At 71.1% G+C, this 21,305-nt stretch carries 21 protein-coding genes and 1 riboswitch; of the genes, 16 read left to right on the top strand and 5 right to left on the bottom strand.

Annotated elements, in window-relative coordinates:
• Positions 1-5 precede the first annotated feature (5 nt).
• From carB to rpoZ, 7 genes are all read left to right on the top strand, one after another.
• Positions 6-3,320, top strand: coding sequence for a carbamoyl-phosphate synthase large subunit (gene carB, locus WH85_RS18720; RefSeq protein WP_045743188.1), 3,315 nt, complete (start codon positions 6-8; stop codon positions 3,318-3,320).
• A gap of 23 nt (positions 3,321-3,343) precedes the next feature.
• Entirely contained in the window at positions 3,344-4,381 is a 1,038-nt protein-coding gene (locus WH85_RS18715) for a quinone-dependent dihydroorotate dehydrogenase (protein WP_045743187.1), read from the top strand.
• Positions 4,378-5,652, top strand: coding sequence for an adenosylmethionine--8-amino-7-oxononanoate transaminase (locus WH85_RS18710; protein WP_045743186.1), 1,275 nt, complete (start codon positions 4,378-4,380; stop codon positions 5,650-5,652). The genes WH85_RS18715 and WH85_RS18710 overlap by 4 nt, the downstream gene beginning before the upstream one ends.
• A 26-nt stretch (positions 5,653-5,678) precedes the next feature.
• Complete coding sequence (gene pyrF / locus WH85_RS18705) at positions 5,679-6,509, top strand: orotidine-5'-phosphate decarboxylase (RefSeq protein ID WP_045743185.1); 831 nt, start codon at positions 5,679-5,681, stop codon at positions 6,507-6,509.
• Positions 6,510-6,690: 181 nt separating this feature from the next.
• Positions 6,691-7,008 carry an integration host factor, actinobacterial type gene (mihF, locus tag WH85_RS18700; protein ID WP_043528493.1) on the top strand — a complete coding sequence of 106 codons (318 nt, stop codon included), beginning with the start codon at positions 6,691-6,693 and terminating at the stop codon, positions 7,006-7,008.
• Between the two features lie 32 nt (positions 7,009-7,040).
• Positions 7,041-7,649: a guanylate kinase gene (gene gmk, locus WH85_RS18695; RefSeq protein ID WP_045743223.1), complete on the top strand. Its 609-nt coding sequence runs from the start codon at positions 7,041-7,043 to the stop codon at positions 7,647-7,649.
• 13 nt (positions 7,650-7,662) lie between these two features.
• Positions 7,663-7,926 (top strand): DNA-directed RNA polymerase subunit omega, encoded by a 264-nt coding sequence (rpoZ, locus tag WH85_RS18690; RefSeq protein ID WP_015623990.1) that lies wholly within the window; start codon positions 7,663-7,665, stop codon positions 7,924-7,926.
• Positions 7,927-7,970: 44 nt separating this feature from the next.
• Here rpoZ and WH85_RS50475 read toward each other — a convergent pair whose 3' ends face one another.
• The gene (locus WH85_RS50475; protein ID WP_157411076.1) at positions 7,971-8,264 is read right to left on the bottom strand and encodes a hypothetical protein; all 294 of its coding nucleotides are present in this window, start codon (positions 8,262-8,264) and stop codon (positions 7,971-7,973) included.
• Positions 8,265-8,438: 174 nt separating this feature from the next.
• Here WH85_RS50475 and coaBC point away from each other — a divergent pair, with 174 nt between their 5' ends.
• The 3 genes from coaBC (at position 8,439) to WH85_RS18675 (ending at position 11,610) form a co-directional block, all read left to right on the top strand.
• Complete coding sequence (gene coaBC, locus WH85_RS18685; protein WP_045743184.1) at positions 8,439-9,656, top strand: bifunctional phosphopantothenoylcysteine decarboxylase/phosphopantothenate--cysteine ligase CoaBC; 1,218 nt, start codon at positions 8,439-8,441, stop codon at positions 9,654-9,656.
• 45 nt (positions 9,657-9,701) lie between these two features.
• Positions 9,702-10,892 carry a methionine adenosyltransferase gene (metK, locus tag WH85_RS18680; protein WP_045743183.1) on the top strand — a complete coding sequence of 397 codons (1,191 nt, stop codon included), beginning with the start codon at positions 9,702-9,704 and terminating at the stop codon, positions 10,890-10,892.
• Positions 10,893-11,043: 151 nt separating this feature from the next.
• On the top strand, positions 11,044-11,610 hold the full coding sequence (locus tag WH85_RS18675) for a histidine phosphatase family protein (protein WP_045743222.1): 567 nt from the start codon (positions 11,044-11,046) through the stop codon (positions 11,608-11,610).
• Here the strand turns inward: WH85_RS18675 and WH85_RS18670 are convergent.
• A complete protein-coding gene (locus WH85_RS18670) occupies positions 11,570-12,034 on the bottom strand; it encodes a hypothetical protein (protein ID WP_045743182.1) in 465 nt (154 codons plus the stop codon). The two genes, WH85_RS18675 and WH85_RS18670, sit on opposite strands and share 41 nt — an antisense overlap.
• A gap of 185 nt (positions 12,035-12,219) precedes the next feature.
• Between WH85_RS18670 and WH85_RS18665 the strand changes: the two genes are divergently transcribed.
• The 4 genes from WH85_RS18665 (at position 12,220) to WH85_RS18650 (ending at position 17,217) form a co-directional block, all read left to right on the top strand.
• A complete protein-coding gene (locus WH85_RS18665; RefSeq protein WP_045743181.1) occupies positions 12,220-14,130 on the top strand; it encodes a primosomal protein N' in 1,911 nt (636 codons plus the stop codon).
• A 58-nt stretch (positions 14,131-14,188) separates the two neighbouring features.
• The gene (gene def, locus WH85_RS18660) at positions 14,189-14,746 is read left to right on the top strand and encodes a peptide deformylase (protein WP_045743180.1); all 558 of its coding nucleotides are present in this window, start codon (positions 14,189-14,191) and stop codon (positions 14,744-14,746) included.
• 4 nt (positions 14,747-14,750) lie between these two features.
• Positions 14,751-15,677 carry a methionyl-tRNA formyltransferase gene (gene fmt, locus WH85_RS18655; RefSeq protein ID WP_045743221.1) on the top strand — a complete coding sequence of 309 codons (927 nt, stop codon included), beginning with the start codon at positions 14,751-14,753 and terminating at the stop codon, positions 15,675-15,677.
• Between the two features lie 70 nt (positions 15,678-15,747).
• On the top strand, positions 15,748-17,217 hold the full coding sequence (locus WH85_RS18650) for an RsmB/NOP family class I SAM-dependent RNA methyltransferase (protein WP_083449086.1): 1,470 nt from the start codon (positions 15,748-15,750) through the stop codon (positions 17,215-17,217).
• Between the two features lie 41 nt (positions 17,218-17,258).
• Here WH85_RS18650 and WH85_RS52985 read toward each other — a convergent pair whose 3' ends face one another.
• Complete coding sequence (locus WH85_RS52985; protein WP_245673996.1) at positions 17,259-17,426, bottom strand: hypothetical protein; 168 nt, start codon at positions 17,424-17,426, stop codon at positions 17,259-17,261.
• Positions 17,427-17,433: 7 nt separating this feature from the next.
• On the opposite strand from WH85_RS52985, the gene rpe reads away from it, so the two are divergent.
• Both rpe and WH85_RS18640 read left to right on the top strand, forming a co-directional pair.
• Positions 17,434-18,111 (top strand): ribulose-phosphate 3-epimerase, encoded by a 678-nt coding sequence (rpe, locus tag WH85_RS18645; protein WP_045743179.1) that lies wholly within the window; start codon positions 17,434-17,436, stop codon positions 18,109-18,111.
• A gap of 72 nt (positions 18,112-18,183) precedes the next feature.
• On the top strand, positions 18,184-19,200 hold the full coding sequence (locus WH85_RS18640; protein ID WP_045743178.1) for a GGDEF domain-containing response regulator: 1,017 nt from the start codon (positions 18,184-18,186) through the stop codon (positions 19,198-19,200).
• Between the two features lie 346 nt (positions 19,201-19,546).
• On the opposite strand, the gene WH85_RS18635 is transcribed toward WH85_RS18640, so the two are convergent.
• Together WH85_RS18635 and WH85_RS18630 are read right to left on the bottom strand one after the other, a co-directional pair.
• Entirely contained in the window at positions 19,547-20,239 is a 693-nt protein-coding gene (locus tag WH85_RS18635) for a lysophospholipid acyltransferase family protein (protein WP_045743177.1), read from the bottom strand.
• Positions 20,240-20,327: 88 nt separating this feature from the next.
• Entirely contained in the window at positions 20,328-20,900 is a 573-nt protein-coding gene (locus WH85_RS18630) for a TetR/AcrR family transcriptional regulator (protein ID WP_045743176.1), read from the bottom strand.
• Between the two features lie 136 nt (positions 20,901-21,036).
• Positions 21,037-21,216, top strand: a riboswitch (FMN riboswitch).
• The last annotated feature ends 89 nt before the right edge of the window (positions 21,217-21,305 follow it).

Below are 21,305 nucleotides of genomic sequence, written 5' to 3'. Positions count from 1 at the left end.
CGCTCATGCCGAAGCGTGAAGATCTCAAGCACATCATGGTGATCGGTTCCGGTCCGATCGTCATCGGCCAGGCCTGCGAGTTCGACTACTCCGGCACCCAGGCCTGCCAGGTCCTGCGGGCCGAGGGCATCCGGGTGTCGCTGGTCAACTCCAACCCGGCCACGATCATGACCGACCCGGAGTTCGCCGACGCCACCTACGTCGAGCCGATCACCCCGGAGTTCGTCGAGCTGGTCATCGCCAAGGAACGCCCGGACGCGATCCTGCCGACCCTGGGTGGCCAGACCGCGCTGAACACCGCGATCGCCCTGCACGAGAACGGTGTCCTGGAGAAGTACGGCGTCGAGCTGATCGGCGCGAACGTCGACGCGATCCGCAAGGGCGAGGACCGTCAGCTCTTCAAGGACATCGTGGCCCTCGCGGGCGGTGAGACGCCGCGCTCGCGGGTCTGCCACTCGATGGACGAGGTCCGCGCGACCGTCGCCGAGATCGGCCTGCCGGTCGTCGTCCGCCCGTCGTTCACCATGGGCGGCCTGGGCTCCGGCATGGCGCACACCGACGAGGACCTGGAGCGCATCGCCGGCTCCGGCCTCGCCGCCTCCCCGGTGACCGAGGTGCTCATCGAGGAGAGCGTGCTCGGCTGGAAGGAGTACGAGCTCGAGCTGATGCGCGACAAGCACGACAACGTCGTGGTCGTCTGCTCGATCGAGAACATCGACCCGATGGGCGTGCACACCGGTGACAGCGTGACCGTGGCCCCGGCCATGACGCTCACCGACCGGGAGTATCAAAAGCTGCGTGACCTGGGCATCGCGGTGCTCCGCGAGGTCGGCGTGGACACCGGCGGCTGCAACATCCAGTTCGCGATCAACCCGGACGACGGCCGGATGATCGTGATCGAGATGAACCCGCGGGTCTCCCGCTCCTCGGCGCTGGCGTCGAAGGCCACCGGCTTCCCGATCGCGAAGATCGCCGCGAAGCTGGCCATCGGCTACACCCTGGACGAGATCCCCAACGACATCACGCTGAAGACCCCGGCCGCCTTCGAGCCGGCCCTCGACTACGTGGTCGTCAAGATCCCGCGGTTCGCGTTCGAGAAGTTCCCCGGCGCGGACAAGGAACTCACCACCACGATGAAGTCGGTCGGCGAGGCGATGAGCCTGGGCCGCAACTTCGCCGAGGCGCTGAACAAGGCGATGCGCTCGATGGAGACCAAGGCCGCCGGTTTCTGGACCGCACCGACCTTCACCGACGTCGACGAGGCGCTCGAGGCGCTGCGGACCCCGCACGACGGCCGGCTCTACACGGTCGAGGCGGCGCTGCGGCTCGGCGCGACCGTCGAGCAGGTGCACGAGGCCAGCGGCCGGATCGACCCGTGGTTCCTGGACGAGATCCAGGCGCTGATCGACCTGCGCGCCGAGATCCTGGCCGCGCCGGTCCTGGACGAGGAGCTGCTGCGCCGGGCGAAGCGGTCCGGCCTGTCCGACCGCCAGCTCGCGACGCTGCGGCCCGAGCTGGCCGGCGAGGACGGCATCCGCGCGCTGCGCCACCGCCTCGGGGTCCGCCCGGTCTACAAGACCGTGGACACCTGCGCGGCCGAGTTCCAGGCGGACACCCCGTACCACTACTCGTCGTACGACGAGGAGACCGAGGTGGCGCCGAGCGACCGGCCGAAGGTGCTCATCCTGGGCTCCGGGCCGAACCGGATCGGGCAGGGCATCGAGTTCGACTACTCGTGCGTGCACGCGGTGATGGCACTCCGCGGCGCCGACTACGAGACCGTGATGATCAACTGCAACCCGGAGACGGTCTCCACCGACTACGACACCGCGGACCGGCTCTACTTCGAACCGCTCACCTTCGAGGACGTCCTCGAGGTGTTCCACGCCGAGGACAGCTCCGGCAAGGCGGCCGGCGGCCCCGGCGTGATCGGCGTGATCGTGCAGCTCGGCGGCCAGACCCCGCTGGGCCTGGCGAACCGGCTCAAGGCCGCGGGTGTGCCGATCGTCGGCACCTCGCCCGAGTCGATCGACCTGGCCGAGGACCGCGGACTGTTCGGCGCCCTGCTGAACGAGAACGGCCTGCGCTCGCCGGACCACGGCACCGCCGTCTCGTTCGCCGAGGCCAAGGCGATCGCCGACAACATCGGCTACCCGGTGCTGGTCCGCCCGTCGTACGTGCTCGGCGGCCGCGGCATGGAGATCGTCTACGACGAGCCGACGCTGCGGGACTACATCGACCGGGCCACCGAGATCTCCCCGGACCACCCGGTGCTCGTCGACCGGTTCCTGGACGACGCCATCGAGATCGACGTGGACGCGCTCTGCGACGCCGACGGCGAGGTCTACCTCGGCGGCGTGATGGAACACATCGAGGAGGCCGGCATCCACTCCGGCGACTCGGCCTGCACGCTGCCGCCGATCACCCTGGCCGCATCCCACATCGCCGAGGTCCGCCGGTACACCGAGGCGCTGGCCCGGGGCATCGGCGTGCGCGGCCTGATGAACGTCCAGTACGCGCTCAAGGACGAGACGCTCTACGTGCTGGAGGCCAACCCGCGCGCCTCGCGGACGGTCCCGTTCGTCTCCAAGGCCACGGCCGTCCCGCTCGCCAAGGCGGCCGCCCGGATCATGCTCGGGGCGACCATCGCCGACCTGCGCGCCGAGGGCCTCCTGCTGCCCACCGGTGACGGCGGCGTGGTGCCCGAGGGCGCGCCGATCGCGGTCAAGGAGGCGGTGCTGCCGTTCAAGCGGTTCCGCACCCCGGCCGGCAAGAGCGTGGACAACCTGCTCAGCCCGGAGATGAAGTCGACCGGCGAGGTGATGGGCATCGACGCCGGCTTCGGTCAGGCGTTCGCCAAGTCGCAGGCGGCGGCGTACGGCTCGCTGCCCACCAGCGGCAAGGTCTTCGTCTCGGTGGCCAACCGGGACAAGCGCGCGATGGTCTTCCCGGTGAAGCGGCTCGCCGACCTGGGCTTCACCATCGTCACCACGGCCGGCACCGGCGAGGTCCTGCGCCGGTACGGCATCGAGTGCGAGATCGTCCCGAAGCACTACGAGAACCCGGGACAGCGCAACGCCGTCGAGCTGATCCTGGCCGGCGAGATCTCGCTGATCATCAACACCCCGCAGGGCTCCGGTGCCAGCGCCCGTCTCGACGGGTACGAGATCCGCAGCGCCGCCGTCACCGCGGACGTCCCGAGCGTCACCACCGTGCCCGGCGCGTCCGCCGCGGTGATGGGCATCGAGGCCCTCCGCAACGGCGACATGAGTGTCCGCCCGTTGCAGGAGCTGCACGCGACCCTCCGGGGCACCAACTAGCACCAACGGAAAGGCCCACTCCCTTGAATCTCTTCGCGAACGTCGCCCGGCCGGTCCTGTTCCGGCTGGGCGGCGGGGACGCCGAGCACGCCCACGAGTGGACGCTGAAGCGCCTCGCCGCGCTGCCCGCGCCGGCGCTGGCCGCGATGCGCAGCCGGTACGCGTTCTCCGCCCCGGTGGACGTCTTCGGCGTCCGCTTCCCGAACCGGGTCGGCCTGGCCGCCGGGATGGACAAGAACGGGATCGCGCTCTCGGCCTGGCCGGCGCTCGGCTTCGGGTTCGTCGAGGTCGGCACGGTCACCGCGAAGCCGCAGCCGGGCAACGAGCGCCCGCGGCTGTTCCGGCTCCGGGAGAGCGAAGCGATCATCAACCGGATGGGCTTCAACAACGAGGGCGCGGCGGCACTGGCCGAGCGGCTGGCCGAGGTGGGGCCGCTGCCGGTGCCGCTGGGTGTCTCGCTCGGCAAGTCCAAGGTGACGCCGCTGGAGGACGCCGTCGAGGACTACCTGACGTCCTACCGGCTGCTGCACCCGTACGCCGACTACATCGCGGTGAACGTCTCCTCGCCCAACACGCCCGGCCTGCGCACCCTGCAGGACAAGGACGCGCTGGCGGGGCTGCTGAAGGCGCTGACCGGCCCGGTGCCGGTGCTGGTGAAGATCGCCCCGGACCTGACCGAGCCGGCCATCGCCGAGCTGCTGGAGGTCTGCCTGTCGCACGGCGCGGCCGGCCTGATCGCCACCAACACCACGCTGGGCCGTGACGGTCTGGCCGAGACGGACCAGGAGCTGGCCGGTGAGGCCGGTGGCCTGTCCGGCAAGCCGCTGACCGAGCGGGCCCGCGAGGTGGTCAAGTTCGTGCACGACGAGACCGGCGGCAAGCTGCCGATCATCGGGGTCGGCGGGATCATGGCGGTCGACGACGCGGCCCGGATGCTCGACGCCGGAGCCTCGCTGGTGCAGCTCTACAGCGGGTTCATCTACCGCGGGCCGGACCTGGTCCGGGCGGTCGCCCGCGGCGCCCGCCCGATCCGGTCGCACCGGGCTCCCCGGAACCGATGACCGCCGGGCGCGATCTGCTCGCGCTCGACCGCGCCCACGTCTGGCACCCGTACGGGCCGATGCCGGGGCGCAGCGAGCCCTACCTGGTGGAGAGTGCCGAGGGGGTGCGCCTGCGGCTGTCCGGCGGCCGGGAGGTGGTCGACGGGATGTCGTCCTGGTGGGCGGCGATCCACGGGTACCGCCACCCGGTGCTGGACGCGGCGCTGACCGATCAGGCGGGACGGATGAGCCACGTGATGTTCGGCGGGCTCACCCACGAACCGGCGATCACGCTGGCCCGCACCCTGGTGGAGATCACGCCGCCGGGACTTGCGCACGTGTTCCTCTGCGACTCCGGCTCGGTCGGCGTGGAGGTGGCGGTCAAGATGGCGCTGCAGGCCCAGCGGGCGCGGGGCCTGCCCGGCCGGCGGCGGCTCGCCACCTGGCGCGGCGGCTACCACGGCGACACCTTCCACCCGATGAGTGTCTGCGACCCCGAGGGCGGCATGCATGCCCTCTGGACCGGGGTTCTTCCGGTCCAGGTCTTCGCGGCTCCGCCTCCTGCGGGGTACGAGCCGGAGTACGCCGCCGCCCTGACCGCCATGATCGAGGAGCACGCGGACGAACTGGCCGCGGTGATCGTCGAACCGGTGGTGCAGGGTGCCGGCGGGATGCGCTTCCACGATCCGGAGTACCTGCGGGTGCTGCGGGAGGCGACCGCCGCCCACGGCATCTTCCTGATCTTCGACGAGATCGCCACGGGGTTCGGCCGGACCGGGGAGCTCTTCGCGGCGGAGCACGCCGGTGTCAGCCCGGACATCATGTGCCTCGGGAAGGCGCTCACCGGGGGATACCTGACCCTGGCGGCCACCCTGTGCACCACCGAGGTCGCCGAGGCGGTCTCCGCGGGCGAGGGGGGCGGCCTGGCGCACGGGCCGACCTTCATGGGCAACCCGTTGGCCTGTGCGGTGGCGAACGCCTCGCTCGGCCTCCTGGCGGACGGGGGGTGGCGTTCGGACGTACCCCGCATCGAAGGCTCGTTGCGGGACGGCCTGGAGCCGCTGCGCGGGGCGCGAGGAGTCGCCGACGTCCGCGTCCTGGGCGCGATCGGCGTGATCCAGATGGACCACGACGTGGATCTTCCGCGGGCCACCGCGGCGGCCGTGGCCGAGGGCGTCTGGCTGCGCCCGTTCCGGAACCTGATCTACACCATGCCGCCGTACGTGGCGGCCGACGACGACATCGCCCGGATCACCGCCGGCATCCGTGCCGCGGTGGCGGTGGCGGCCTGACATCTACCCATTGGGGGGACAGAACCATGGAGACCTTTGGGGAACGCCTCCACGCGGCCGTGGCGAAGCGTGGACCGCTCTGTGTGGGCATCGATCCGCACGCTTCTCTGCTGGCGCGCTGGGGCCTCTCGGACGACATCGCCGGCCTGGAACGCTTCGCCCTAACGGTGGTCGAGGCGCTGGCCGATCGGGTGGCTGTTCTGAAGCCGCAGTCCGCGTTTTTTGAGAGATTTGGGTCACGTGGCATCGCTGTTCTTGAGTCAACTATCCGACAGTCCCGAGAAGCCGGAGCTCTTGTCCTTCTCGACGTGAAGCGGGGCGACATCGGCTCGACGATGGCCGCGTACGCCTCCGCGTATCTCGATCCGGCAAGCACGCTGTGCTCTGACGCGATTACTGTGAGTCCTTATCTCGGAGTCGGTTCTCTGCGGCCGGCCTTCGATCTCGCGGCCGCCAACGGGGCCGGAGTCTTCGTCCTGGCGTTGACCTCCAACCCCGAGGGGCCGGCCGTCCAGCACGCCGTCACGCCGTCCGGCGCGACCGTCGCGCAAACGGTGATCGACGAGATTGCGCAGGTCAACGCGGGTGCGACGCCGCTCGGAAGTCTCGGGCTCGTCGTCGGAGCGACGATCGGGGAGACCGGACATGATCTCGCGAATGTTAACGGCCCGTTGCTTGCGCCGGGACTCGGCGCACAGGGCGCGACCCCTGCCGACCTGCGCGCGGTCTTCGGCGAGAGCCTGCACAACGTGTTGCCGTCGTACTCACGCGAAGTTCTCTCCGCCGGCCCGTCGATCACCGAACTTCGGGCCGCGACGAGCCGCGTTCTCGACGACTGTCGCGCTGCTCTCGGATGAAACAGCCTGCTTACCAGCGTCTGAGGTGGGCCGTGCAGGGGTACCCCCACGTTGCCGAATGCGCCGTTGACCGCTAGTTTTCCCGGCGCCGGGAACCACATGCCCCTTTGGTTCCCTGGCACACCACGTTTCACAAAGCGCCGGTATTGCTACCGCCGCGTAAGGGACCTGAGGAGAACTGGTGCCGCTCCCGTCACTGAGCCCCGAACAGCGCCAAGCTGCGCTGGAGAAGGCCGCGGAAGTTCGCAAGGCTCGGGCTGAGCTGAAGGAACAGCTCAAGTCCGGCAAGACCACCCTCGCCGCCGTGCTGGAGCGCGCGGAGGGCGACGAGGTCGTCGGCAAGCTGAAGGTCTCGGCCGTGCTTCAGGCGCTGCCGGGCATCGGCAAGATCCGCGCGACGCAGATCATGGAGAAGCTGAAGATCGCCGAGAGCCGCCGGCTCCGGGGTCTCGGCGACCAGCAGCGCAAGGCCCTCCTGGGGGAGTTCGCTGCGAACTGACTCACCGGCTCGTGTAGGAATGAGCCGTGAGCATGGATGACGACGCGCGCCCGGCAGCCCGCCTCACCGTCCTTTCCGGCCCCTCCGGGGTCGGAAAGGACAGCGTGATCGAGCTGATCCGGGCGCGCTCGCCTTGGATCAGGCTGTCCGTGTCGGTGACGACGCGCAAGATGCGGGACTACGAGACCGACGGAGAGCACTACCACTTCGTCACCCGGTCCGAGTTCCAGCGCCTGATCGACGGTGACCAGTTGCTGGAATGGGCCGAGTTCGCGGGCAACCTCTACGGGACGCCCCGGGCACAGGTCGAGGGATGGCTCTATCAGGGCCGCCCCGTCCTACTGAAGATCGACTTGCAGGGCGCGCGGCAGGTCCGCGCGGCGATGCCGGGAGCCCAACTGGTCTTCCTGGCCCCACCTAGCGTCGAGGAGCTCAAGCGCCGACTGATCGGCCGGGGCACCGACGACGAGGAGACGATCGCCCGCCGCCTGGCACACGCGGACGAGGAACTGGCCGCCGAGGCGGAGTTCGACGTCACCGTCGTGAACGACTTCGTCGAACGGGCCGCCGATGAGCTGGTAGGCTTGCTCGGTTCATCAGACTTAGATCTTGCCCAAGCGCAGTCGGCTCACGAGCATTAAGGATCCAGACACAGTGGGAACCATCGCGAACCCCGAAGGCATCACCAATCCGCCGATCGACGAGCTGCTCGACAAGACCTCGTCGAAGTACTCGCTGGTGATCTTCGCGGCCAAGCGCGCCCGCCAGGTGAACGCTTACTACAGCCAGCTCGGTGAGGGCCTCCTGGAATACGTCGGCCCGCTCGTCGAGACGACGCCGCAGGAGAAGCCGCTCTCGATCGCCATGCGCGAGATCAACGCCGGCCTGCTGACCGCCGAGGCCACCGACAACCCGTGATCGACGGGGCCGTTCGTGCCTGAAGCTTGTCGAGTGCCTCCGTTTCACGCTTCGTGAACGGAGGCACTTCGCATGTCCGCCCCTGCCCCCACGGTGTGTTTTTTTTGGGCGCGCTGCGCGCCGAAAGTCATCACGGTGCGGGGGGTGTGTTGTTTTTGGGCGCGCAGCGCGCCCGAAGTCATCACGGTGCGGGGGGTGTGTTGTTTTTGGGCGCGCAGCGCGCCGAAAGTCATCACGGTGCGGGGGGTGTGTTGTTTTTGGGCGCGCTGCGCGCCCGAAGTCACCACGGTGCCGGGGGTGTGTTGTTTTTGGGCGCGCAGCGCGCCAAAAATCAACACACGGGTGGAAGCTGCGTCGGGTGCTACACGCGGGTGGGAGCTGCGTCGGGTGCTAGCTGGGTTGGGTCAGCTAGCACCCGACGTGTGTGTGCGGGCGGACGGTTGGACGACGGTGGGCGGGGCGCCGGGCAGGGCGGGATACTTCGATGGTGACGCGGACTGTGGAGCGGTGACGTGAGCGAGATCGTGCTGGGAGTCTGCGGGGGCATCGCCGCCTACAAGGCGTGTGAGCTGCTGCGGTTGTTCACCGAGTCGGGGCACGGCGTCCGGGTGGTGCCCACGGCGTCGGCGCTGAGGTTCGTGGGGGAGCCGACCTGGGCGGCGCTCAGCGGGCGGCCGGTCGCCACCGAGGTGTTCCAGGACGTGCACGAGGTGCCGCACGTGCGGATCGGCCGTGAGGCGGAGCTGGTCGTGGTGGCGCCGGCGACGGCCGACGTGCTGGCCCGGGCGGCGCACGGGCTCGCCGACGATCTGCTCACCAACACGCTGCTGACGGCGACCTGCCCGGTGGTGTTCGCGCCGGCGATGCATACCGAGATGTGGGAGAACCCCGCCACCCGGGCCAACGTGGCGATTCTGCGCGAGCGCGGCATGCACGTCATCGAGCCCGCGGTCGGCCGTCTCACCGGTAAGGACACCGGCAAGGGCCGGCTTCCGGACCCGCAGGCCATCTTCGGGTACGCGCTGCGCGTACTCCGCAACGGTCTTGATCTTGATCTGGCGGGCCGGCATGTCGTGGTGACCGCCGGTGGCACCCGGGAACCGCTCGATCCGGTGCGTTTCCTGGGGAACCGTTCGTCCGGGAAGCAGGGGTACGCCCTGGCCCGTGCGGCGCTCGCCCGCGGCGCGAGGGTGACGTTGATCGCGGCGAACGTGTCGCTTCCCGACCCGGCCGGCGCCGACCTGGTGCGCGTCGGCACGACCGAGGAGCTGCGGGTGGCCACGGTCGGGGCGGCGGCCTCGGCGGACGTGGTGGTGATGGCTGCCGCTCCCGCCGACTTCCGGCCGGCCTACGTCGCCGAGCAGAAGATCAAGAAGACCGAGGGTGGGCTGCCGGAGCCGATCGCCCTGGTCACCAACCCGGACATCGCGGCGGAACTGGGTGCTTCGAAGCGTCCTGGGCAGGTGCTGGTGGCGTTCGCTGCCGAGACTCAGGACGCCCTTGAGCACGCGCGTGCCAAGCTGGTGAAGAAACGTGCGGACCTGATCGTCGTTAACGAGGTGGGTCCGGATCTGGTATTCGGTCAGGATCGCAACACCGTCACCCTGCTGGGCGACGACGGGAGTACGTCGAAATTCGGCGAACTCCCTAAAGATGATGTGGCGGATAGGATTTTTGACCACGTCGCGGTACGCCTGGAGGCCCAGGTCCGTCCAGCCCCGCGGAGCTGACTACACTTCCGCGTTACGTTGTATTCGACAAATCTGAGGAGCACCGTGGCACGCCGCCTGTTCACCTCCGAGTCGGTCACGGAAGGCCACCCGGACAAGATCGCTGACCAGATCAGCGACGGGATTCTCGACGCCCTGCTCGCGCAGGACCCGCGCAGCCGCGTCGCGGTGGAGACCCTGATCACCACCGGCCAGGTGCACGTGGCGGGTGAGGTCACCACGCAGGCCTACGCCGACATCCCCAAGATCGTGCGCGACACGATCCTGGGCATCGGGTACGACTCGTCCAAGAAGGGCTTCGACGGCCTCTCCTGCGGCGTCAGCGTCTCGATCGGCTCGCAGTCGCCGGACATCGCGCAGGGCGTCGACAGCGCCCTCGAGCTGCGTGAGGGTGACTCGGAGCACATCCTGGACCAGCAGGGCGCCGGCGACCAGGGCATGATGTTCGGCTTCGCCTGCTCGGAGACGCCCGAGCTGATGCCGCTGCCGATCGCTCTCGCGCACCGCCTGGCCCGCCGGCTGTCCACCGCCCGCAAGGACGGCACGATCCCCTACCTGCGCCCGGACGGCAAGACCCAGGTCACCATCGAGTACGACGGACTGCGTCCCGTCCGCCTCGACACCGTCGTGGTGTCGTCGCAGCACGCCGCGGACATCTCGCTGGAGTCGCTGCTCACCCCGGACATCCGCGAGCACGTGATCGCGCCGGAGCTGGAGGGCCTCGGCCTGGACACCGAGGGCTACCGCCTGCTGGTGAACCCGACCGGTCGTTTCGAGATCGGTGGCCCGATGGGCGACGCCGGCCTGACCGGTCGCAAGATCATCGTCGACACGTACGGCGGGTACGCCCGGCACGGTGGCGGCGCGTTCTCCGGCAAGGACCCGTCCAAGGTCGACCGTTCGGCGGCGTACGCGATGCGCTGGGTCGCCAAGAACGTGGTGGCGGCCGGCCTGGCCGAGCGGTGTGAGACGCAGGTCGCCTACGCGATCGGCAAGGCGCACCCGGTGTCGCTGTTCGTGGAAACCTTCGGCACCGAGAACGTGCCGGTCGAGCGGATCGAGAAGGCCATCAAGGAGGTCTTCGACCTGCGGCCCGCCGCGATCATCCGGGACCTGGACCTGCTGCGCCCGATCTACCAGCAGACGGCGGCCTACGGTCACTTCGGCCGGGAGCTGCCGGACCTGCGCTGGGAGAGCACCGACCGGGCCGCGGACCTGAAGAGCGCCGCTTCCTGACCCTCGCTTCACAGCCGGCGTCACGCGCAAGCGCGGCGCCGGCTTTTCGTCGCCCATCGGGGTTTCTTGATCTTCAGTGATCCGGGAGCGTTCCTGATGCGTGATTGTTCGCATGAGCGTCTTCGGTGGTGTGGGCGGTTACTCTGTCGCGATGACGGCTGTCCAAGGTGAACGGCTGATCCTGGTCCGGCACGCGATGCCGGCGATCGATCCGGGTGTGCCGGCGGACCGCTGGTCGCTGGCGTGGGACAGCCGGGTGGCGGCCCGGTTGCTGAGGCTGCACGTCAGTCATCCCGCCTACTACGTGGCGAGCACCGAGCCGAAGGCCGCCCAGACGATGCAGGAGATCGCCGGGGCGCAGCGGGTGGCCACCGACGCGGGGCTGGCCGAGGTGCACCGGCCGGACGTGTGGTTCGCCGACGAGCAGGAGTACCACGCGGCGGCCCGCGCCTATGCGGCCGGGCAGAGCCCCGACGGCTGGGAGCCGCGGGACGAGGTGATCGCCCGGTTCGACGCGGCGGTGCTGCGGCACGCGGAGGCCGCCGCGGCGCAGGGGCGGACGCTGGTGATCGGGACGCACGGCCTGGCGCCCACGGTGTGGATGGCCAGCCGCTATCAGCTGGATCCGGACCCGGCGAGTTTCTGGGAGGGTCTGCGCTTCCCGGACATCATCGAGATCAACCTGCGGACCGAGACGGTGAGCTGCCTGGTCCACTGACCGACGCCGCCAGGGTGGGGAAGAGCCCGGGTGCGAGGCCCATCACCCATTCCAGGTCCGCGCCGGGCGCGTGGCCGGCGTGCCCGAGGGTGAGGTAGGCGGCGGTGAGCGGGTCCGGGTCCGCCGCGCCCTCCAGGACCCGGGCCGCCCAGAACTGTTCCGGTGTGGTGAGGAACCGCCCGGCGCGCGGATCCTGGCCGGTGGGCGCCGGGTGGCCCCGGTACAGGGCGGTCATCGTGGTGTCCACCCAGGGCAGGCTGCGGGTGCCGGAGAGCGTCAGCGCCAGGTCGGCGGCCCACAGGGCGATCTTTCGAAGTTCATCCGGATCCGTGTACGCCAGCGCCGACGTCACCGCGTGATCGGCCCCGGCCAGCGGGCGCGCGGCCTCGGGCAGCTCCTTGATCGGGGTGAGTCGCCGGGTCACCCCGATCACGTGTCCTCGACCAGCATGCGTCCAGGATTACAGGGTTGCGGAGCGGCCGGGCCACCGTCCTGTGGATGATCTTGTCGGCGTTGTCGGGGATACCGGCAGAATGGTCGGCGATGGCGGGCAAGGGTGCACGGGCGGAACGGGAACCGGCGGATCGGTTACCCGTCGCACGGGTGTGTGTGGACGTGTCGCTGGCCCACCTCGACCGGCTTTTCGACTATCGGGTCGCCTCGGGGGACGACGAGGCCGCGCAGCCCGGCGTCCGGGTCAAGGTGCGGTTCGCCGGCCAGTTGGTGAACGGGTTCCTGCTGGAGCGGGTGGAGCGGTCCGAGCACGAGGGCAAGCTGGCCTTCCTGGAGAAGGTGGTCTCCGCCGAGCGGGTGCTCGACCCGGAGATCGTCCGGCTGGCTCGGGCGGTGGCCGACCGTTATGCCGGCAACCTGTCCGACGTGTTGCGCCTGGCGGTGCCACCGCGGCACGCCCGGGCCGAGGCGCAGCCGGTTTCCGACATCGACGTTCCGGAGATGCCGGAGCCGTCGGACAGCGGGTGGAGCGGCTATCCGACCGGCGCCGCCTATCTACGAGCCCTGCACGAGGGGCGCCCGGCCCGGGCGGTCTGGAGCGCGACGCCGGGGGAGGACTGGCCGGCCCGGATCGCCGAGGCCGCCGCCGCCACCGTCCGGGGCGGGCGGGGCGTGGTGATCGTCGTCGCCGACGCCCGGGACCTGGACCGGGTGGACCGTGCGCTGCTCGCCGTCCTCGGTGCCGGCCGGCACGTCGCGCTGAACGCGGCTCTCGGGCCCGCCGAGCGTTACCGGCGGTTCCTGGCCGCCGGCCGGCACCGGGTGCCGGTCGTGGCGGGCACCCGGGCGGCCATGTTCGCGCCGGTCGCCGACGTCGGCCTGGTGGTGATCTGGGACGACGGCGACGACGTGCACGCCGAGCCCCGATCGCCCTACCCGCACGCCCGTGACGTGCTGCTCACCCGGGCCCAGCTGGCCGGGTGCGCCGCGCTGGTGGGCGGGTTCGCCCGGACCGGCGAGGGCCAGCTGCTGCTGGAGACCGGGTGGGCCAAGGAGATCGTCGCCGACCGGGTGACGCTGCGGCGCCGGTCGCCGATGATCGCACCGACCGGCGACGACCCGCAGCTGGCCCGCGACCCCGGGGCGGCGATCGCCCGGCTGCCCAGTCTGTGCTGGGAGACCGCACGGCAGGCGCTGGCGGCCGGCACCCCGGTGCTGGTGCAGGTGCCGCGCCGGGGATACCTGCCCGCGGTGGCGTGCGCCGAGTGCCGCACGCCGGCCCGCTGTCCGCACTGTTCCGGGTCGCTCGGCCTGCAGGGCGCCCGGGACGTGCCGACCTGCCACTGGTGCGGGCGGGCCGCCGCGGCGTACTCCTGTCCGGCCTGTGGCGAACGACGGTTGCGCGCCTCGGTGACCGGCGCCCGGCGCACGGCGGAGGAACTCGGCCGGGCGTTCCCGGGAGTGCCGGTGCGCACCTCCGGCCGCGACGAGATCTTGGACACGGTGCCGGCCGAGGCGACTGTGGTGGTCGCCACTCCCGGTGCCGAGCCGGTTGCCGAGGGTGGCGGCTACGGCGCGGTGCTGCTGCTCGACACCTGGGCACTGCTGAGCCGGTCCGACCTGCGGGCCGCCGAGGAGGCGATGCGCCGCTGGCTGAACGCGTCGGCGCTGGCCCGGTCCGCCCCGGCGGGCGGGCGGGTGGTGGTGGTCGCGGACGGTTCGCTGGTGCCGGTCCAGGCGCTGCTGCGCTGGGATCCGGGCTGGTTCGCCGCCCGCGAGCTGGCCGAACGCCGCGAGCTGGGCTTCCCGCCGGCGGCCCGGATGGCCAGCGTGACCGGGCCCGCGACGGCGGTGGCCGAGCTGCTGGCCCAGGCCCGCCTGGACGACGACGTCGAGGTGCTGGGCCCGGTGCCGGCCGACAAGGACCAGGAGCGCATGCTGCTGCGGGTGTCCCGGTCCCGGGCCGCCGGCCTGGCACACGCGCTGCACGAGGCCGCCGCGATGCGCAGCGCCCGGAAGGCCGCTGTGACGGTGCGTGTTCAGGTCGATCCGGCCGACCTCTTCTGAGCTGAGCCGGTCCGTAGACTGGGCGGGTGCTGCCCATCAGATTGAGGAGTCTCTCCGCGTGACCGTCCAGTCCATCCGCCTCTTCGGCGACCCGGTGCTGCGCTCGCCGGCCGACACCGTGGTCGATTTCGACAAGGAACTGCGCAATCTGGTCAAGGACCTGACCGAGACGATGCTCGACGAGGGCGGTGCCGGCCTGGCCGCACCCCAGCTCGGCGTCGGTCTGCGCGTGTTCACGTTCGACGTCGACGACGTGGTCGGTCACATCGTCAACCCGGTGCTCTCCTTCCCCGACGAGGAGGAGCAGGACGGTCCCGAGGGCTGTCTCTCCATCCCCGGGATCTACATCGACACCAAGCGCCGGCAGAACGTGGTGGCCAACGGCTTCACCGAGCACGGCGACCCGATCCAGTTGGTCGGCACCGGCCTGATGGCCCGCTGTGTGCAGCACGAGACCGATCACCTCGACGGGGTGCTCTTCCTGGACCGGCTGGACGCCGCCGCACGCAAGGACGCGATGAAGCAGATCCGCTCCGCAGACTGGTACGACGCGGGCCGACCGCCCACTATCAAGGAGAGCCCGCACGGGCGCGGCATCTTCGGTGTGGGGCGGTGACCCGATGCGCCTGATCTTCGCCGGCACACCGGCCGTCGCCATTCCCAGCCTGGACGCCATCGCCGCCTCCGGGCACGAACTGCTCGCCGTCGTCACCCGCCCGGACGCCCCCGCCGGCCGCGGCCGCCGCCTGGTCCGCTCGCCCGCCGGGGCGTGGGCCGACGAGCGCGGCATCGAGGTGCTCACCCCGGAGAAACCGCGGGACCCCGCCTTCCAGGAACGCCTGCGCGAGCTCGCGCCGGACTGCGTGCCGGTGGTGGCGTACGGCGCTCTCGTCCCGCCCACCGCGCTGGAGATCCCCAAGCACGGCTGGGTGAACCTGCACTTCTCGCTGCTGCCCGCGTGGCGTGGCGCGGCTCCGGTCCAGCACGCCGTCCTGCACGGTGACGAGGTGACCGGCGCCAGCGTCTTCGAGCTGGAGGCGGGCCTGGACACCGGACCGGTCTACGGCACCCTGACCGACCAGATCCGGTTCACCGACACGTCCGGCAACCTGCTGGAGCGTCTCGCCGTCGAGGGGGCCGGACTGCTCGTCGCGGTCCTCGACGCGATCGAGGCGGGCACCGCCCGGGCGCACACGCAGCCGGCCGACGGCGTCACCTTCGCGCCGAAGCTGACCGTCGAGGACGCCCGAATCCGCTGGGACGACCCGGCGTTCGCGGTGGACCGCCGGATCCGGGCCTGCACGCCGGCGCCCGGGGCGTGGACCACCCTGCGCGACGAGCGTCTCAAGCTCGGGCCGGTGCGCCCGATCGCCAACGCGCCGCACCTGCAGCCGGGTGAGCTGCTGGTGGAGCGCAAGCAGGTGCTGGTGGGCACGGCCACCACGCCGGTGAGCCTGGGCGAGGTCCGGGCCGCCGGCAAGAAGCCGATGTCGGCCACGGACTGGGCGCGCGGCATGCGCATCGAGGCCGGGGAGCGACTGTCGTGAGCGTGCCGAACTGGGGAGACACCGTCGTGACGCCGTTCGGCGTGCGCATCGAAACTGGGGAGAAGTCGTCGTGACCGAGCACAGGGCCTCACGGCCGCACGGCGGGCGGCCGAGCCGGCCCGCGGGTCCGGGACACTCCCGCGACGACCGCAGCGGCCGGGCACCCCGCAGCGGGCGGCCGCCGTCCGATCCGGCACGGCAGGCCGCGTACGAGGCGATCGCGGCGGTGAACCGCGACGACGCGTACGCGAACCTGGTCCTCTCCGAGATCCTGGACGGTCTGGGTCTGCACGGGCGGGACGCGGCGTTCGCGACCGAGCTGACCTACGGGACCCTGCGGGCCGTCGGCACGCTGGACCTGATCATCGCCGAGGCGGCCGGGCGGGACGTCGCCCGGATCGACCCGCCGGCCCGGGACGCGCTGCGCCTCGGGGCGTACCAACTGCTGCACACCCGGGTGCCGGTGCACGCCGCCGTCAACCAGACCGTGGACCTGGTCCGCTCGGTGGCGCCGGGCGCGGCCGGGTTCGCCAACGCGGTGATGCGCACGATCTCCGAGACCACCCATGAGGCGTGGCTGGAACGGATCGCCCCGGACTACCAGGCCGACCCGATCGCGAACCTCGCGGTGATCCACAATCACCCGCAGTGGATCGTCCGGTCGTTCGCCGAGGCGCTCGGTGGCGACCTGGAGGACACCGCCCGGCTGCTGATCGAGGACAACCAGCCGCCGGCCGTGCACCTGTGCGCGCGTCCCGGCCGGTCCGACGCGATCGAGCTGGCCGACGAGGCGGGCGGCGTCCCGGGCGCGTTCTCGCCGTACGCGGTCTACCTCAACGGTGGTGCGCCGCGAAACCTGGCGGCCATCCGGAACGGTCAGGCGCACGTCCAGGACGAGGGTTCCCAGCTGGTCGCCGCCGCGCTGCTGGCCGCGCCGGTGGAGGGGCAGGACAACCGCTGGCTCGACCTGTGCGCCGGGCCGGGCGGCAAGACCGGTCTGATCGGTGCGATCGCGGCCGGCCGGGGCGCCGAGGTGACCGCGGTCGAGGTGGCCGAGCACCGGGCCCGCCTGGTCGACCAGGCCACCGAGGGCATGCCGGTGACCGTGCTGCCGATGGACGGCCGGTCCGTCGGCCGGGACCCGGACCTGCCCGAGGAGGGGTTCGACCGGGTGCTGGTGGACGCCCCGTGCACCGGTCTGGGTTCGTTGCGGCGCCGTCCGGAGTCGCGCTGGCGCCGCCAGCCCGCCGACCTGCCGCCGCTGACGAAACTGCAGCGTGAGCTGCTGGTCGCGGCGCTGCGGGCGGTACGACCAGGTGGCGTGGTGGCCTACGTGACCTGCTCCCCGCACATGGTGGAGACGCAGGTCACGGTCAGCGAGGGCGCCCGGCGCAGCGGCGTCGAGGTCGACTTCGTGGACGCCCGCCCGCTGCTGCCGCCGGGCATGCCGCACCTGGGCCCGGGCCCGACGGTGCAGCTCTGGCCGCACAAGCACGGCACGGACGCGATGTTCCTGGCGGTGCTGCGCCGCACCAGCTGATCGGCGATCAGGACGAGGGGGCCGGGGCGAACCGGCCCCCTTCATGGTGACCTGGCGGTGACCCGCCCCACCATGCCGGCCGCCGGTGAGGAGCTGATCCGGCCCTGCCCGGGTTCGCCCCGGACCGCCACCACCGGGGTGCCCGGCCGGCCGCACCGGGCCTCGGTCGCCGTGACCGCGGGCGGCGGCTTGACCAGCAGGTCATACACTGCAGGCGTGAAACCGTCGCCGATCATCGCGCCCAGCATCCTCGCCTCGGACTTCTCCCGCCTCGCGGAGGAGGTGCACGCCATCGAGGGCTCTGCCGACTGGGTGCACGTCGACGTCATGGACAACCACTTCGTGCCCAACCTGACGCTGGGCCTGCCGATCGTGCAGAGTCTGCGCAAGGCGACCACGATCCCGTTCGACGTCCACCTGATGATCAACGATCCGCAGCGGTGGGCGCCGGGCTACGCCGAGGCCGGGGCATACAACGTGACCTTCCACGCGGAGGCCTGCGACGACCCGGTGGCCCTGGCCAAGGACCTGCGGGCGGCGGGTGCTAAGGCCGGTCTGGCGATCGACCGGGACACCCCCGTCGAGCCGTACCTGGAGTTGCTGCCCTATCTGGACACCGTCCTGATCATGACGATCAAGGCGGGTTTCGGCGGTCAGTCGTTCCTCCCGGAGATGCTGCAGAAGGTGCGTGACGTGCGCCGCCGCGTCGACGTCAACGAGCTCGAGGTCCGCATCGAGGTGGACGGCGGCATCGCGGCCAATACCATCGAGCAGGCCGCCGAGGCGGGCGCCGACGCGTTCGTGGCCGGCACCGCGGTCTACGGCGCCGCCGACCCCGCCGAGGCCATCCGTAAGCTGCGGGGACTCGCGGCCGCCAAGATGGGACTGGCGTGACAGCCGTCCGGGGGACCATTATCTAGGCTCAATACCCCGGACGAGCACGAACCGGACGAGCAGGAAGGTGCGATGAGCACGGCTGAGTCGCGACCCGAGACCATCGATGCGGAGCTCGATCCCGAGGAGGGCCCCTCGCTCATCCTGGTGGTCGACGACGATCAGGACATCGCCGCCTTCGTGGAGTTCAACCTGAAGGTGCTGGGCTTCGCGGTGGTCCGCGCCCGGGACGGCGTCGAGGCGCTCGACATCATGGAGACGCAACGGCCCGACCTGGCCATCATCGACTGGATGATGCCGCGCATGGACGGCGTCGAGTTGATCAGCCGGATGCGCGCGGAGCCGCTCACCTCCACCACCCCGGTGATCATGCTGACGGCGAAGAGTCTCACCGTGGACAAGGTCTACGGCCTCACCACGGGCGCCGACGACTACCTGGTCAAACCGTTCGACACCGCCGAACTGATGGCCCGGGTCACCACCACGCTGCGCCGCAACAAGGAGACCCGTGAGGTGTCGCCGCTGACCGGCCTGCCCGGCAACGCCCGGGTGCGCCGCGAGATCGGCGACCGGATCCGGAACGGCTCCGACTTCTCGGTCGGCTACATCGACATCGACCGCTTCAAGAGCGTCAACGACGTCTACGGCTTCGACCGCGGCGACGACTTCATCATCGCCCTCGCCCGCAGCCTGCAACGGGCCGCCCAGCAGACCGGCAAACCGTCGATCTTCCTCGGCCACATCGGCGGCGACGACTTCGTCTTCATCTGCCAGCCCGACCAGGTGCTGCCGCTGACCAAGCGGATGGTCACCGACTACGAGCTGGCGGCGGACCGTCTCTACGAGCCGCGGGACGCCCAGCGCGGCTACATCGAGGTGCCCGACCGCCGCGGCAACAAGCAGAAGGCCGCCCTGGTCACCCTCTCGATCGGCGTCGCCCAGGCGACCGCCGACGGCCGCCGTTTCGCCGATCCCCGTGTGGTGATCGGCGTCGCCTCCGAGATGAAGAAGGTGGCGAAATCCCAGCCCGGGTCCTACGTCGCCATCGACCGGAGGCGCAGCGAGGCGGAGGAGACCCCGTTCGGGTGAGGGCGGTCGTCTCCCTCCCTCTTCCTTCTTCTTGTACGCCTGAAACGCCCGTTTGCCGTCGTTAGGCAGTAAAACTCCAGATTCTGTGCCGAACCACCCGACCCGAACCCGCACATCCGAACGTCACCGCGCCCGTCAGCCGCAGCCGCGCCCGCGCCTGTCAGCCGCAGCCGCGCCTGTCAGCCGCAGCCGCGCCTGTCAGCCGCACCCGCGCCCGTCAGCCGCACCCGCGCCTGTCAGCCGCACCCGCGCCTGTCAGCCGCAGCCGCAGCCGCAGCCGCGCCCGTCGGCCGGAATGTCAGCACGGGCGCGGTGAGCGGGCGATATCCGGAAGCGGCCCCGAGGCTCAGGGGGCGCGAGGCGGCGCATATGTCGGAACGTACTCCTGATGGGTCAGCGACTGGATGGCCGCCAGCAGTTCGTCAGTGACGGCACGTACCGTGACCGGATCGTCGGCGGTAGCCGCCCCCGGCAGCGCCGGACCGACAGTGATCGTGACGGGCCGGCGGCTCGGGGCGAGGATGTCGCGGGCCGTGGCGTCGCCCGTACCGGTGATGCCGACCGGGACCACCGGCACGCCGGCCTGTGCCGCCAGCCGGACCGCTCCGGTCCGTCCCCGGTAGAGCCGCCCGTCCGGGGATCGGGTGCCCTCCGGGAAGACCGCCACCAGGCTGCCACCCCGCAGCAGCGGGACCGCCGCGTCGAACGCCGACAGCACCGCCCGTCCGCCGCCGCGTTCGACCGGGATCGCGCCCATCCCGGTGACGACCCGCCGGGTGAGGGCGCCCCGCAGGCCGGTGGCGCGGAAATACTCCGCCTTGGCCCAGAACGTGATGTGTCGCGGTATGCAGATGGCGAGGAACAGTTGGTCGCCGACGGACAGGTGGTTGGGGCAGAGGATCGCCCCTCCGGCCGGAAGGTGTTCGAGGCCGGTCACGGTGGGACGCCAGACCGTGCGGAGCAGGGCACCGAGTGTGCGGTCGGTCAGGGCGTAGAGGGGCGGGGCGCCGGGAGCGAGCCGGCTTGCGCTGCTGGTCACGTGAGTACTCCGGGGTGGGCGGTGACGCTGCCGGGGTGCGAGGGGGACTGGGCCGGTGTGGTGGTCCCGCCACCGGAGGCGGGCGGGATCAGGTGGCTGGTCCGAGATGGGCGGTCAGGATGGCGTCCAGGGTCGGGCCGATGTCGTCGGATCCGGTGACCAGTCGAAGACTGCCCCATGCCCGCAACTGCGCCAGCCCGTGCAGCGCCGACCAGAGTGCCGCCGCCGTCACCTCCGGCGCCGGGGTGGCCCGGGTCTCGGCGATCAGGGTCGTCAGCAGCCGGAACAGCGGAAGGCTGGTGTACCGCAATCCCAGGTGCCCGCTCTCCAGCAGGTCGTGGCGGAACATCAGCTCGAACATGCCGCGTTCGGACGCCGCGAAGTCCAGGTAGACCCCGGCCAGCAGTGCGAGCCGGCGACGGGTGTCCGCCTCCGGCCCGGACAGCGCCGCATCACACCGCTGCGCCAGGGAGGTGAATCCGGCGGCGGCGATGGCCGACAGCAGCGACAGGTGGGTGGGGAAGTGCCGCCGTGGCGCGCCGTGGGAGACCCCGGCCCGCCGGGCGATCTCGCGCAGCGTGAGGGCGGTCGGTCCCTCGGATCGAAGCAGTTCGACCCCGGCCCGTACCAGTCGGTCGCGTAGTCCCAGGTCGACGTCCATAGACAGTGTCTACCAGGCTCCGATTGACACTGTCTACCCCGAGCTCGTGAGTGTCCACCGGCAAGCCCGCTGTGAGGTAGCTCGCCCGGTGGGTGGCAAAACCGTGACGGCGTGCAACACTCGGGGATGACCCACCACGCGCTGGCGGGACTCGGTGAAATTCCGAACCGGCGGTGATCCGGTGCTCCGGCACTGGTAAGCCCGCGACCCGGACGTCGACCATGACGGACCGGTGGACCTGGTGAGACTCCGGGGCCGACGGTTGATCGAGCGGCATGACCGCACGATCAGACAGTCCGGATGGGAGACAGCGCGCGGAGTCGGATCGGCGTGCCCTCGTGGGCCACGCCGGCCGGGGGTGCGCGAAGCGTACCCTCATGTCCGATCTCCCGGCCCTCCCCTGCT

This window comes from Actinoplanes rectilineatus, from assembly GCF_000962825.1.
GTDB classification, from domain to species: Bacteria; Actinomycetota; Actinomycetes; order Mycobacteriales; family Micromonosporaceae; genus Actinoplanes; species Actinoplanes rectilineatus.
The sequence above is the reverse complement of the archived record's forward strand: the minus strand, read 5'-3'. Positions and strand labels throughout refer to the sequence as shown.